We start from the raw sequence: 14,504 nt of genomic DNA, 5'->3' as shown, positions 1-14,504 counted from the left end.
ATGGAAACCGCAAAACTAAAAAAATTCGCCCAGTTCGCCCGGCGAAGTCTGCTGGAGCAGGTCTCCGCCAAGCTAAAACTGGTGCTGGCTGAAAACAGCGCCGCCCGGCGGGAAAGCACCGAGGCCATCAAGAAGCTTGAGGAGGTGATCAAGGGGCACGGCAAGGAACAGGTCATCGAGCGAGTGGCCTACATCTGGTTCAACCGCTTCTGCGCCCTGCGCTTCATGGACGTGAACCGCTATACCCGCATCGGCGTGGTGTCGCCCGCCGAAGGACAGTTCCAGCCCGAAATTCTGGCCGAAGCCAAGATGGGCCACATCGATGAAGAGATGGTGCACGACAAAGTCCGGCAGCAGATCTTCGCCCTGCTCGACGGCAAAGCGCCCAGCCGCGACCCGCAGGGCGAGGCTTACCGTCTGCTGGTGGTAGCGGCCAGCAACTTCTGGAACAAGGCCATGCCGTTCCTGTTCCAGCGCATCGACGACTACACCGAACTACTCATGCCCGACGACCTGCTCTCGGGCAACTCCATCCTCGCCTATACCCGCGAGGCAATGACGCCCGGTGCCTGCGAAGATGTCGAGGTGATCGGCTGGCTCTACCAGTTCTACATCTCCGAAAAGAAGGACGAGGTGTTCGACGGCCTGAAGAAGAACAAGAAGATCACGCCCGAGAACATCCCCGCCGCCACCCAGCTCTTCACTCCGCACTGGATCGTGCGCTACCTGGTGGAAAACTCCCTCGGCCGCCTGTGGCTGCTCAATCGTCCCGGCTCGAAGCTGGCCCTGCAGATGGATTACTACATCAAGCCCGAACAGGCCGAGACGGACTTCCTGCGCATCGCCAAGCCGGAAGAGATCAAGATTTGCGACCCGGCCTGCGGCTCCGGCCACATGCTCACCTATGCCTTTGACCTGCTCTATGCCATCTACGAGGAGGAAGGCTACGAGCCCGCCGAGATCCCGGAGAAGATCCTCACAAACAATCTCTACGGTATCGAGATCGACGAACGTGCTGGGGAACTGGCCGCCTTTGCCCTGACCATGAAGGCTCGCGCCAAGCAGCGTCGGTTCTTCAACAAGGGCGTCAAGCCGAACATCTGCGTGCTGGAGAATGTCCACTTCGACGGCAATGAGTTGAAGGACTACATGGATTTTGTCGGCCGCAACCTGTTCACCGCGCCGCTGCAAACCACCCTGCGCCAGTTCGAAGAGGCCGACAACTTCGGCTCCCTGATCCGCCCGGATGTCACCGACGTGGACGGCATGCTCAGGATTCTGGAGTCAAAGAACGTCTCCGGGCAGCTGTTTATCAGCATGACCCATCAGAAGGTGCTGCAAGCCCTGCGGCAGGCCGATTACCTGAGCCCCAAATACCATGTGGTAATTGCCAATCCGCCGTATATGGGTGGCAAGGGGATGAATGGGCGGCTGGGGGCGTGGCTTAAAGACAACTACGAGGATGTAAAGTCAGATTTATTTTCAGCCTTTATCGTTCGCAACACTGAGATGACGCTGCCAAAAGGTCAGCTTGGCTTCATGTCACCATTTGTGTGGATGTTTATATCATCCTACGAAAAACTACGAAGCTTTTTGATTAACCAGAAGACAATCACATCACTGGTTCAGCTTGAGTATTCAGGTTTCGATGGTGCTACCGTGCCAATTTGCACATTCACTGTTGAGAATGCCCATCGCCCCGATTTCAAAGGTGGATATGTCAGGCTTTCCGATTTTCGTGGCTCAGAAAACCAAGGGCCGAGAACTCTGGAGGCTATTAAGAATCCTGATTGCGGTTGGTTCTACCGTGCATCAGCCACTGATTTCCGAAAAGTTCCGGGAAGTCCAATCGCATATTGGGTAAGCAATTCTTTTATATCTCTATATGAACAACCCCTGATTGGAAGCAAGTTTGAAGCAAAAGAAGGAGTTGGAACGCGTAATGATGACGTTTTCATGCGTATGGCTTGGGAAGTGCCGCATGAAAATGTGTCTCAGGACGCAAGGTGGATCTTAACAGACAAGGCTGGTGACTTCAGAAGATGGCACATGGGCTCAATTTATCTGATGGATTGGGAAGATGATGGCTATCGAATAAAAAATTATCGCAATGAAGATGGCTCCTTAAGATCAAGGCCACAAAACACACAGTTTCTCTTTAAGCCTGGGGTTTCATGGGGAAAAATAGGTTCTGGGGTTCCCAGCTTTCGTTGGAGGGCACCGGGTTTCGGCTTTAACGACGCTGCTCCAACCTTGTTCGGTGATGGTGTCTTTGAACTGCTTGGACAGCTTAACTCTGTTGTAACAAGGAAAATACTGACCATCCGTGGTAGCACTTTGAATATTACAACGGGAGTTGTGGCCGAGGTTCCCATACTGCAACTAACCTCTTCATTGAAAAATAAGAACATAGATGCCGTTACCAGGGCTATCAATCTTTCACAAAGTGATTGGGATTCCTATGAGATCTCTTGGGACTTCATCAGCACGCCTTTACTTAATCCAGACTGCCGCCAACCAACCCTGAAAGCCACCTACCAGAAACTCCGCGCCCACTGGCGGGAGATGACGCTGGAGATGCAGCGGCTGGAGGAAGAGAACAACCGGATCTTCATCGATGCCTACGGCCTACAGGACGAGCTGACACCCGATGTGCCGCTGAACGAGATTACCCTGACCTGCAACCCGTACTACCGCTACGGCAACGACAAAAGCGAGGAGGAGCTGGAGGCGCTGCTGCTGGCCGACACCATGCGCGAGCTGATCTCCTATGCCGTGGGCTGCATGTTCGGCCGCTATGCGCTGGACAAGCCGGGGCTGATCCTGGCCAACCAGGGCGAGACCATCGAGGACTACCTGAATCGGGTTCCGGAGCCGAGCTTCCCGGCGGACGACGACAACGTCATTCCCATGCTGGACGGGGACTGGTTCACCGACGACATCGCCGAGCGCTTCCGCAAGTTCCTGCGCGTGGCCTTTGGCGAGGAGCACTACGAGGACAACCTCCGCTTCGTTGAGCAGGGCCTGAACATCAAGGGCAAGCGTAACTACGGCATCCGCGACTACTTCCTCGGCGAGTTCTACACCGACCATGTGAAGCGCTACAAGAAGCGGCCCATCTACTGGCTGTTCTCCAGCCCCAAGGGCAGCTTCAACGCGCTGATCTACATGCACCGCTATCGCCCGGATACCGTCAGCGTGGTGCTCAACGATTACCTACGCGAGTTCCGCACCAAGCTCACCTCGCACAAGAACCATCTGGAGGCGGTCAGCATCAGCGGAAGCGCAAGCCAGGGCGAGAAGACCAAAGCCCTGAAAGAGATCGAGAAGATCACCAAGATGATCGCCGAGCTGGAGGAGTACGAACGCGAAGTGCTGTACCCGCTGGCCACCGAGCAGGTGGAGATCGACCTCGACGACGGCGTGAAGGTGAACTATCCGAAATTCGGCGCGGCCTTGAAGAAGATTGTCGGCCTGGATGCGAAAGAGGATTGAGCATGGCTGGCGAATATGAAAAGGCCATTACGATTCAGGATGCTATCGCCGCCATTAATAGCGGCGATTATTTGCTGCCTGCTATTCAACGTAAGTTTGTCTGGAGCAGCCACCAGATCTGTGTGCTGTTCGATTCCATTATGCGGGGCTACCCCATTAACACCTTCATGATGTGGGAGGTGAACAGTGCAGAAATCAAGAACAACTACAAATTTTATGAGTTTCTGAAGTCCTACTGCCAGCGTTTCAGCGAGGAAAACCCGCACAAACCGACAACCGCCAGTTATAAAAACTTCAAGGCTATTATCGACGGCCAGCAGCGTCTTACCTCCCTGTATATTGGGTTGTGCGGCACTTATGCGTATAAGCAACCGCGCAAGCATTGGCCGACAACCCGGGATGATAATGCGTTACCACCACGCAAGTTGTACCTTGACCTGGCTCAGCCCGTAGAGGCGCAAGACAACGAATCACTGATGTACTACAACTTCAAATTCCTGACCGATGCACAGTACAAGAATTCTTTAGTGTCTTCAGATAGTAAACATCACTGGTTTTGCCTGCATGAAATCCTCAGGATGCCGCAGGTTGATGGAGGCAACCATATCTGGAGTAAGGTGACCCGGCCTTATCTGGAGGCCAATAGCCTACAAAACAATGATTTTGCCGCTGACACCTTAGGTCAGTTATATGACGTCATCCGTTCGCAGCGCATCATTCATTACTTCAACGAAAACAGCCAGGAAATTGATCATGTACTGGATGTGTTTATTCGCACCAACAGCGGTGGCACCAAGCTCGATTTCTCTGATCTTTTGATGTCGATTGCGGTAGCCAACTGGGATGGTGACTTCCGCCAGGATCTGGATGGTTTGATTCGCCAGATTCACCAGAGTGCTGATATGGGTTTTTACATGGAACGCGACTGGGTGCTGAAAACCTGTCTGGTCCTTATCGGTGCAGACGTCCGCTTCAAAGTAAGAAACTTCAATGCCGATCAGGTGCGTCAGATTCAGCTGTCTTGGTCCGAAATCAAGGACTGCATTCTTGAAACCCTGCGGCTTGTCCGCCGGTTTGGTATTAATTCGCAGTCACTGACCTCGAAAAATGCGGTGATTCCGATTTGTTATTACTTGTACAAAAAGCGGGTTGGTAATGAGTCTCTCTTCAAAAGCATAAACAACCTTTCTCGACATAATGAGCAACGGGATTTGATCAGTCGATGGTTTTATATGGCGTTATTGAAAGGGGTGTTTGGTGGGCAGGCAGATACTATTTTGAAATCCATGCGCGATGTGCTGGATCAATATCTGGATGAACAGTACTTTCCCTTGCAACAGATAGTGGATCGATACACCGCCACCAACAAGGATTTGCGTTTTGATGACGAGTACATGGAGAGCTTGCTAAACATTGAGCATGGCGAAGGTCGCTGCCGCGCGCTACTCCATTTATTGTTCCCAGAGATGAATGCAACGGAGATTTTTCATATCGATCACTTACACCCACGCAGCCACTTTGACAAGAAGCGTTTGGCGAAAGAGGACAGTCTTCTCAACGACTCCGATCGAATCGCGTTTTATGCGGATCCCCGTCATTGGAACACTATTGCCAACCTGCACTTGCTCAACAACTCTCAGAACCAGAGTAAGTCTGATCGGCCCCTGAAGGACTGGCTTGAGGATGCTACTGTTCACCTGACTGCGGCAAGCCTGTTGGTAGAGGATGTCGATCTCAGTTTCGAGGCGTTTCCGGATTTTTTTGCCGCTCGCAGGGCGGCACTTAAAGCGCGGTTGAGAAGCCGTGTGTTTATCTCCCAATTGATCCCAGCAGAGCCAGAGCCCGAGGATCAGGATGAGGAAGTGGTTGAGGATGCTTCGGCATGAATAGTCAGATTGAGCGAGCACTGGTAAAACTCTTTGACCGGCACCGGATCGTCTTCTGGTACGACGCCAAGCAGGAGTTGCGCGAAGACTTTGAGGCGCTCCAGCTACCCGGCGTCGAGAAGCAGGAGCTGACCAACAACGAGTACGGAATCAAGTACAAGCTGCTTCGCGAGCAACCGGAACAGAAATTCCTGCTCTACCGTGAAGGCCCTCAACCCGCCGACCTGGATAACTGGCTGCTGGATGTGCAACTGGCCCATGGCGAGTTCCGCACCGACCAGGTGGCCATCTGGCTGTCCGAACTGGAGCTCGGGCTGGAGTTCACGGATGTGGTGCAGGCCCATGCGGAGTTCTTTCAGGCGATCAAGCGCAAGGATGCCCTCAAGAAACTGCTGAAAGCGGACGACACCGCCGGACAGATTCGCCTGAAGATGCTGGCGGTATGCACCGGCAGCGAGCCGCGCATGGATGCGGTGGTGGAAAACCTGCTGCAGGAACTGGCCGACGGCCGGGACGAGAAGATCAAGCTGATCGGCCGATGCAGCCTGGACGGCTTTCTCTGGGAACAGATGAGCCGCTGCTATGGCTACAAGTCCGACGAGCCGGGCATCCGCGACTTCGCCATCGAGCTGTTCAAGTCCTGCTACGCCATGGGCACCGACGGCCATGTGAAACTGACCGGCGACGCCATGGTGTTTCTCAAGCGCTGGAAGGACAGCCGTCAGTTCGAAGGCGGCTTCGAGACCCTCTCGGGAGAATGCGCCGAGGTCCTCGGCATTGAGCAGGATCTGGCCAAGCGGGATTTCCGCCAGCTGATCGAGCTGGATTACTTCCGCCTGATCGACCAGAAGATCATCAGCGACCTGGTGCGGGCGGTGGCAGCCCGCACGGCCTCCAGCGGTGACGTGGCGATCTGGGTTCGACAGCGGCGACAAGGCCACTGGTACCGCGAATACCGGCATCTGTACGAGGCAGTCGATTACGCCGCCCAGTTTACCCACGCCCTGGGCGAGGCCAAACTCGCCATGGACAGCCTAGCCGAAGGCGTGCAGCGCTACAGCCGCTTCTGGTATCTGCTCGATCAGCTCTACCGCAAGTTCACCTACCACGTGCGCATGTCAGGACAGGCGTCGCTGATGGGCAGCCTGACCGAGCAGATTGAAAACCTCTATACCAACAACTACCTGCTGAAGCTGGGCGACCGCTTCCAGACCTTCGTGGATGCGGCATCGAAGTGGGAAGCCTTCCCGGTGCGTAAGCAGAAGGAGTTTTTCGAGTACTGGGTACGGCCGTTCCTGCGCAAGGACAACAAGGTCTGCGTGATCATCTCCGACGCCATGCGCTACGAGATCGGCGATGAGCTGCTGAGCCTGATCCGGCAGGAGGACCGTTACAGCGCCGAACTGGAACCGGCGCTATCGATGTTGCCCAGCTACACCCAGCTCGGCATGGCGGCGCTCCTGCCAAACAAGGCGCTGGCGATTGTCGACAACGAAACCGGCACCGTGCTGGTGGATGGGCAAAGCTCCCAGGGTACGGTTAATCGCACCAAGATCCTGCAGGCTGCACTGAATGGCCGTGGTGAAGCCATTACCGCCGAAGACTTTATGCAGCTGGATCGGGATGGCAGCCGCGAACTGCTGAAAAGCAACGATGTGCTCTACATCTACCACAATCGCATAGACCATACTGGCGACAAGATGCATTCGGAGGGGCAAGCGTTTGAAGCGGCTGAGCAAACGCTAGGCGATATCGTCAGGCTGGTGAAGAAACTGACCGCGGCGAATGCCAACAATATTCTGGTCACCGCCGATCATGGTTTCATCTACCAACATCGACCGCTGGACGAGAGCGACTTTGCCAGTGTCGAGGCTAAGGGTGAGGTGATTCTGTACCGTGACAGGCGTTTCGTGCTCGGCAAGGGGCTTGCTGAGTCAGCCAGCCTGCACAGCTTCTCGTCTGAACAGCTGGGTCTTTCCGGGGAGGTCGAAGTCCAGATTCCCAAGTCGATCAACCGCCTGCGTCTGAAGGGCTCCGGGAGCCGTTTTGTACATGGCGGCGCATCGCTGCAGGAAGTGGTGATCCCGGTGCTCAAGATCAACAAGAAGCGCCAGAGCGATGTCACCGCCGTTGAAGTGGACATCCTGCGTGGAGCCAGCTCGGTGATTACCTCCGGGCAACTGGCGGTGACCATGTACCAGGCCGGGCCGGTGACGGACAAGATCCAGCCGCGTGTGCTGCGGGCTGGCATCTACACCGAGGCAGGCGACCTGATCTCCGACAGCCATGATCTGACCTTCGACCTGAGCTCGGACAACCCCCGGGAGCGGGAGCTACAGGTGCGCTTCGTGCTGACCCGCAAGGCCGATGAGGCCAACGGCCAGGAGGTCATTCTACGGCTGGAGGAAAAACACGCCGGGACTTCACATTACAAGGAATACAAGTCGCTCCGGTACTTGATGCGGCGCTCATTTACCAGCGACTTTGACTTTTAAAGGACAGGTATCCAATGAACGGGCTTGACCAGAAAATCAACACATACTTCCCAGGGCTTGTTGTCCGAAAAGATCTCGTCAAGACGGTCAAGGGTAACGCCATCGTTCCTTCCTACGTGCTGGAATACCTGCTGGGTCAGTATTGCGCCACCAGTGATGAGTCGACCATACAGACCGGTATCGAGACGGTCAAGGAGATTCTCGCTAAGCATTATGTTCACCGGAATGAAGCCGGGCTAATCCGCTCGAACATCAAAGAAAAAGGGCGCTACAAGATCATCGACAAGATCAGCGTTGACCTGAACGACAAGAAGGATCTCTACGAAGCACAGTTCTCCAACCTCGGAATCAAGGAGGTTCTTGTTGATTCCGGGACGGTGAAAAAGCATCCCAAGCTCTTGGTTAGTGGAGTGTGGTGCATTGCTGATTTGGAATACGAGTTTGCCGAAGACAAAAGTACCAGCCCCTGGATATTGTCGGCCCTCAAACCGATCCAGCTCTCTCATTTCGATTTCGACGACTACGTTGAGGCTAGAGCACAATTCACCACCGATGAGTGGATCGACCTTTTAGTACAAAGCATTGGCTTCAACCCAGATATGTTTGGTAAGCGCAGCAAGTTGACCCAACTGGTCCGCCTGATCCCGTTTTGCGAGCGAAACTACAACCTGATTGAACTTGGTCCCAAGGGAACCGGCAAATCACACATCTACTCAGAGTTCTCACCGCACGGCATCTTGATCTCAGGCGGCGAGGTAACGGTTCCCAAGCTATTCGTAAACAACGCTTCCGGAAAGATTGGCCTCGTCGGTTACTGGGATTGCATCGCCTTCGACGAGTTTGCCGGAAAACAAAAGCGTGTGGACAAGGCCCTGGTCGACATCATGAAGAACTACATGGCAAACAAATCGTTCTCACGAGGTGTTGAAACCCTTGGCGCGGAAGCCTCCATAGTGCTAGTAGGCAATACTCAGCACACCGTACCTTACATGCTCAAGCATTCTGACCTGTTTTGCGAGCTACCCGATAAGTTCTACGACTCCGCGTTTCTGGATCGCATCCACTTTTACATTCCTGGTTGGGAGGCCGATATCATTCGAGGCGAGATGTTCTCCAGTGGGTATGGATTCGTAGTGGACTACCTAGCCGAGATCCTTCGCTCGTTGCGCAATCACGATTACTCGGACCGCTATAAGGAGTACTTCTTCCTCTCCTCCGATATTTCGACGAGAGACCGTGATGGCATCAACAAAACATTCTCCGGTTTGATGAAAATCATTTTCCCGCATGATGGAGCGACCAAGGAGGAGGTCGAAGAGCTGCTGCGCTTCGCGATTGAGGGCCGCAAGCGCGTCAAAGACCAACTGATGCGCATCGACTCAACCTACGGTAATGTTCAATTTTCCTATCTTGGAACGGACGGTCGGGACAAGCCTGTCACCACGCTCGAAGAGGAGGAATACCCCAGCTACTACCATAAGACCATTGTCGAAGGCAAAGAAGGGGTAATCGTAGAAGCCGCACAAACGGACACTCTGTCAACTCCATCCGAACTACTGGCTCCTACCGAGCCCGGCCTCAAGGAAAAGCATCTCACATTTCAAGAGAATCAAAAAGGCCTATCCTTCGATACGCTACTTGGCCCCTATCTTAAGGGTTCGAATACGATCAAAGTCACTGATCCATACATCCGCCTGTTCTATCAAGTGCGCAACTTCATGGAGTTTTTGGAGACTGTAGTCAAGCACAAGACTCCAGATGAGGAGGTGTCCGTTCATCTGGTAACGACGGAAGACGAGTTCAAAGGCGAACAACAAAAGGAAAACTTCGAGAAAATGAAGGAGTCCGCTAGCGCAGTGGGCGTGAACTTCACCTGGGAATTCGACTGTACCGGCACAATCCACGCACGCCACATCATGACCGACCACGGCTGGAAAATCTCGTTGGATCGTGGCCTCGACATCTTCCAACACTACGAGATGAACGATACCTTTACCTTCACTAATCGACTACAGCAATACCGCCCATGCAAGGCTTTTGAAGTAACTTTTATTAAACACGAACTGAATGTCATAGAGAAGGAATCGCATTAATTAGATATGGGTATCACTGATCCAATGGTTGTCATTGAATCTCCCCTACTATCCATTTACCAGAAGTAACAACTTAATTAACCACACTCAGAACACGTTGTTATTTACTGATTTAAATGGGACAATTCGAATCATGGCTACCGAAAGCAGAATTGAATGGACTGAGCAAACATGGAACCCTGTAACTGGGTGCACCAAGATCAGCCCTGGCTGCAAACATTGCTATGCTGAAGTAATGGCTCACCGATTGAAAGCAATGGGTACACCAGGCTATGAAGATGGTTTTAAGCTCACTTTGCATCCAGAAAGGCTTAGCCAACCTTTAAATCGCAAACGTGCCACCACTTACTTTGTGAACTCTATGAGTGATCTGTTCCATGAGAGTGTGCCTGACACATTTATTGATCAAGTGGTAGATGTCATCATGCAAACACCACATCACACCTATCAGGTACTAACGAAACGGGCAACACGACTGCCAGAATATTTTGCCAATCGATCAGTACCTGAGAATATGTGGTTAGGCGTATCAGTAGAGGATAAAAAGTACGGCGTGCCACGTATCGATGAGTTAAGGAAAGTACGAGCTGCTACTCGATTTTTATCAATAGAACCATTACTTGAAGATATTGGCTGCATTAACCTTGATAGCATACACTGGGTGATTGTTGGTGGAGAGTCAGGACATGGCGCTAGGCCTATGAAGGAAGAGTGGGTACAAAATGTTCACAATCAGTGTACTGCGGCGGAAGTTGCTTTCTTCTTTAAACAATGGGGAGCATATGGGCCTGACGGCGTAAAACGAGATAAAAAATCCAATGGCCGCGCTTTAAATGGCAAAATACATGACAATTATCCTCGTTCAGTTAGTCTTTAGGAAAATAAGTCCTTTGTAGCATTTCTGGAAATATCACGCCATACCCTAAGCGGAATTTCGTGCCTAGCAAAACACATTAGCCTATAAATTCCTCGGTGATCATCATTATTGATCATTGGTGCGCTATTACTAAAAGTAAATCCCAAACTCTCTATTTTTTGCATCCATGTAGAGATAAATACCTCTTGCAGCCTTTGTTTCGCAATTGGTCCCGAGCTACTCCAACCGGGCAACACCTCATCGAATCTAGCTCTGGAAGGATCCAGTTCAAGATCACCATTCCTCATTAGGTCCATTGTAGAAAAGTTTATTACAAAATCCACATATTTAAGAGTACTGAGCGCAGAGATCATCTCGTAATTAAGCAAAGCTAAGTTATAAGGATCGAGGTAAACAGTGCAAAGAGCTCCTATTGGAACCTGCTCAATCATTTTAGGCACTACATCTTTGGCAGGGCCTGAAAAGGCTATTACATTATGCATACCTTTTAACTCAAGCCTTTTCTTGCAAGCCTCTGTTCTATTGCTGTCAAAGTCATTAATTAACATTACGTCAAATGGTCTTCCACATTCTATAGACTGAAGCCAGGCAATCATGGCTCCATTTGGTCTGGTAAAACTTTCCCCTTTAACTTGTAATCGACCTGGCCCACAAAATGGATCGATGAATACCCAGCTGGGAAACCTTTTTGCAGCAGCATGAGAGCCAATCAAAAATTTACAAAGTAGAGTATGCTTGTCTTGATGTACCCAAGACCCAACACCTTGACCATTTTTTGCTTTTTCTATAGATGCACCTGGATAGTCATCGGGGACAGGAGGAGCAAGAGATAGAATATTAATCATAGATTTAGCAACCTAAACTCTAAGACTATGAAATATATATCATTTACATAGACTTGAAAAGCAAAGTGCCTATCAACATGTAATAACCTCCTAGGTAAATTAAGAAATCTGCTATGCTAAAAATTAAATCAAAAGTTTAATGATTGAGTAGTGTTTTTTCTCAACCTTCGATGAGTAATTAGTATGTAGCGTAATTTTGGAATTTATATTTCCGAACTCCGATATTAGCTAAATTAATTTTTAAGTTAATGAAGAAAGATTCAAGTAATGGTCCAGAAACACTATGACTACGCTAACACCCCATTGATTGACTATCACAGTACGGTAAAGCACAAGATACTAAGAGACTATATTAAACAATATGTAGCAACTCTTACTCAGAATATAAAGATAGATTCTTTCAAAATTGCGATTGTAGACGGGTTTGCTGGAAGTGGTCGCTATACTGCTGGATGGGACTCCTCAAAAATAGTTTATGGATCACCATTTACGATATTAGAAGCATGTCAAGATGCACAGAGAGACGCACAATCCATTCGTCACAAACCATTCAAATTAGATGCTAAGTTTTACTTCGTCGAAAAAGATTCTGATGGATTCAACACCTTAAAACAAACGCTGATTGATAAAGGCTATAGTGATAGAATTAATAACAATCAAGATATATGGTTATTTCATGATTATTTTGAGAATAAAGTCCGAGGAATCATTGACGACATAAAACACCGGTCAAAGCGTGCTAGATCATTATTTTTATTAGATCAATATGGTTATTCCGAAGTACCTAGAGACCTTATTAAATATATCTTCAATGAATTACCAGGCGCTGAAATCCTACTCACCTTTCATGTAGACTCACTATTAAAATTTCTAAATGAGAAAAATCTAAAGAACTTTCATAAGAAAACAGGATTTTCAATAACTCACTTACTAGATAGTGGACTTCATGATAAAAACACTAGGCCGGAAGAATGGAGACTAGCTGCTCAAGCGATATTACATCAGGATCTTATTAGAGATTGCCTACCTAATGCCGCAGGGCATCACACAACTTTTTATATTCGCGGAATTAATGGACTGGGTGATTACTGGTTAGTGCATTTATCAAGAAATATCACTGCCCGTAATGTAATGGTAGATATTCATTGGACGCATGGTAATCATTTTGTTCATTATGGTGGAGCTGGCTTAGATATGTACTCTTTGAGAGGGTATAATACTAATACCACGGCAGACATGTATGGATTTTGCAAGGATGCAAAAGCACTAACACTGAATACCTTACAATGCCAATTACCCAAATTAATCCATGATCATTATACCCAAGGTATCAGCTTCAAAAGGCTGATCACTGAACAAGCCAATTACACACCTGCCACAGAGAAATTTATCAGAGAAACATTCTGCACTCCAGAAATTAGAGCTGATATCCTGATAGTCTCAAAGAATGGAAAAATAAAAAGTAGGTCAGGGCTGCCAAAAGACACCGACCTTATTATTCCCAAACCTCAAAAAAGTCTATTCATATAGTAAACTCGTCATGTCCAACGAGATGTAGACACAAAATTGCTACGCGCCATACGGTAATCCCCCCCCCGCGTGCACAGTGAATTGATTCTACACAGAATGATAAACACCATTAGCTTGTGATTCATAGTACCCGACATTGACACATAAGGCATTATCTCGCAGTGCAGCGCGTGGATCAGGAATTACAAAGACCTTAAATCGCCACCACCTTCTTAGCCCACCTCAAGAGCCTCAAACTATAGAGGTTGAGGAGACATTATGAAGCCTAGACAACGGTCAAATTAAACCACCTATGGAGAGAATAAATGTCTGATATTAATAACTTTAATATTTCTTTAATCACGTTTACAGCGACGAACGCACGACGCATATCTAACTTCCCAGACAGTCCAGATGAACTCTGGATGGCAGACTTAAAAGTGTGTCATCAAGATATTCAGCACGAGATTTTCGAGAACATACTGTTTGTCGAGTCCGGCGGCATGGCTTTCATCTACGGCATCGAATTTGAAGATGGATACCCGAAGGATTTGGAGGCGGACTTTGCACTAAAACAGCAATCATTTATTCAGTTTCTGCGCGACGAGACACGTCGAAAAAATGACGCTCTAGGTTTTTTGAGATTGGTCTTCACGGAACATGAATACTCTACCGAACGCAAAGCAACAGCAGCTTACATCGCTGCACGAGGCACTTCCCTCATGATGGGCATAGGCTATCGAAACAACAACGGTCAATACGAGTTGATCAAGTTTGACCCCAAGGAAAATTGCTAGCTTGAGTCTGCACTCCACTCCCCAATTCGATGAGATTGGCCAGCAGGTCATGCTGGATTCAAGATTATGTGCTTTCAGGAACAACATCCAGTCTTCGCTGGTATTGGCCTGTCCTTAATTTGAAGGACACCGAGTTGAGGTTGAGACCGTTCGCCTAGTCAGAGGGCATGGAGTGAGCATCATCCAGCTTAGTTCCATACACGCAGTACTTGCTCACGTATCAACACATGACGACCCAGCTATCACCGTTTACCCACTGAAATACGTCAAGACATCACTGATGATGACGCTAGAATTATTATAGACCGTACAACGTGTTCTCGTAGTGGAACCCACCAATGCATTTCGCAAGCAGGTCTCCTCACGCTAATGGCATTACTGCCAGACCACATCGAACTACTACAAATCAACTGTCCAGCTTGCTGCCTCATGTCTGAGATCATGAAATGTGAGGTAATCCCCCCGAAAATTAGCGGTGGTTAAAAGTAGAATTTTCTCCAAAGCAAT

8 protein-coding genes are annotated in these 14,504 nt (G+C 49.6%); 7 read left to right on the top strand and 1 reads right to left on the bottom strand.

Annotation, left to right across the window (positions count from 1 at the left end):
* The 5 genes from pglX to V7Z75_RS12125 all read left to right on the top strand — a co-directional run bounded on the left by pglX (position 1) and on the right by V7Z75_RS12125 (position 10,846).
* Positions 1-3,495: a BREX-1 system adenine-specific DNA-methyltransferase PglX gene (pglX, locus tag V7Z75_RS12145; RefSeq protein ID WP_334108939.1), complete on the top strand. Its 3,495-nt coding sequence runs from the start codon at positions 1-3 to the stop codon at positions 3,493-3,495.
* 2 nt (positions 3,496-3,497) lie between these two features.
* Complete coding sequence (locus V7Z75_RS12140) at positions 3,498-5,381, top strand: DUF262 domain-containing protein (RefSeq protein ID WP_334108938.1); 1,884 nt, start codon at positions 3,498-3,500, stop codon at positions 5,379-5,381.
* Entirely contained in the window at positions 5,378-7,876 is a 2,499-nt protein-coding gene (gene pglZ / locus V7Z75_RS12135) for a BREX-1 system phosphatase PglZ type A (protein ID WP_334108937.1), read from the top strand. The genes V7Z75_RS12140 and pglZ overlap by 4 nt, the downstream gene beginning before the upstream one ends.
* A 14-nt stretch (positions 7,877-7,890) precedes the next feature.
* A complete protein-coding gene (gene brxL / locus V7Z75_RS12130) occupies positions 7,891-9,969 on the top strand; it encodes a BREX system Lon protease-like protein BrxL (RefSeq protein WP_334108936.1) in 2,079 nt (692 codons plus the stop codon).
* Positions 9,970-10,102: 133 nt separating this feature from the next.
* Positions 10,103-10,846 carry a DUF5131 family protein gene (locus V7Z75_RS12125; protein ID WP_334108935.1) on the top strand — a complete coding sequence of 248 codons (744 nt, stop codon included), beginning with the start codon at positions 10,103-10,105 and terminating at the stop codon, positions 10,844-10,846.
* Here V7Z75_RS12125 and tcmP read toward each other — a convergent pair.
* The gene (gene tcmP, locus V7Z75_RS12120) at positions 10,843-11,691 is read right to left on the bottom strand and encodes a three-Cys-motif partner protein TcmP (RefSeq protein ID WP_334108934.1); all 849 of its coding nucleotides are present in this window, start codon (positions 11,689-11,691) and stop codon (positions 10,843-10,845) included. The genes V7Z75_RS12125 and tcmP overlap by 4 nt on opposite strands.
* Before the next feature lie 267 nt (positions 11,692-11,958).
* On the opposite strand from tcmP, the gene V7Z75_RS12115 reads away from it, so the two are divergent.
* On the top strand, positions 11,959-13,221 hold the full coding sequence (locus V7Z75_RS12115; RefSeq protein ID WP_334108933.1) for a three-Cys-motif partner protein TcmP: 1,263 nt from the start codon (positions 11,959-11,961) through the stop codon (positions 13,219-13,221).
* A gap of 305 nt (positions 13,222-13,526) precedes the next feature.
* The gene (locus V7Z75_RS12110; protein ID WP_334108932.1) at positions 13,527-13,997 is read left to right on the top strand and encodes a hypothetical protein; all 471 of its coding nucleotides are present in this window, start codon (positions 13,527-13,529) and stop codon (positions 13,995-13,997) included.
* Positions 13,998-14,504 lie beyond the last annotated feature (507 nt).

Origin of the sequence: Methylobacillus sp., assembly GCF_036844465.1 — a bacterium.
Lineage (GTDB): Bacteria > Pseudomonadota > Gammaproteobacteria > Burkholderiales > Methylophilaceae > Methylobacillus.
Note: the sequence above shows the minus strand (reverse complement) of the source record. Positions and strands in the feature narration are given on the sequence as shown.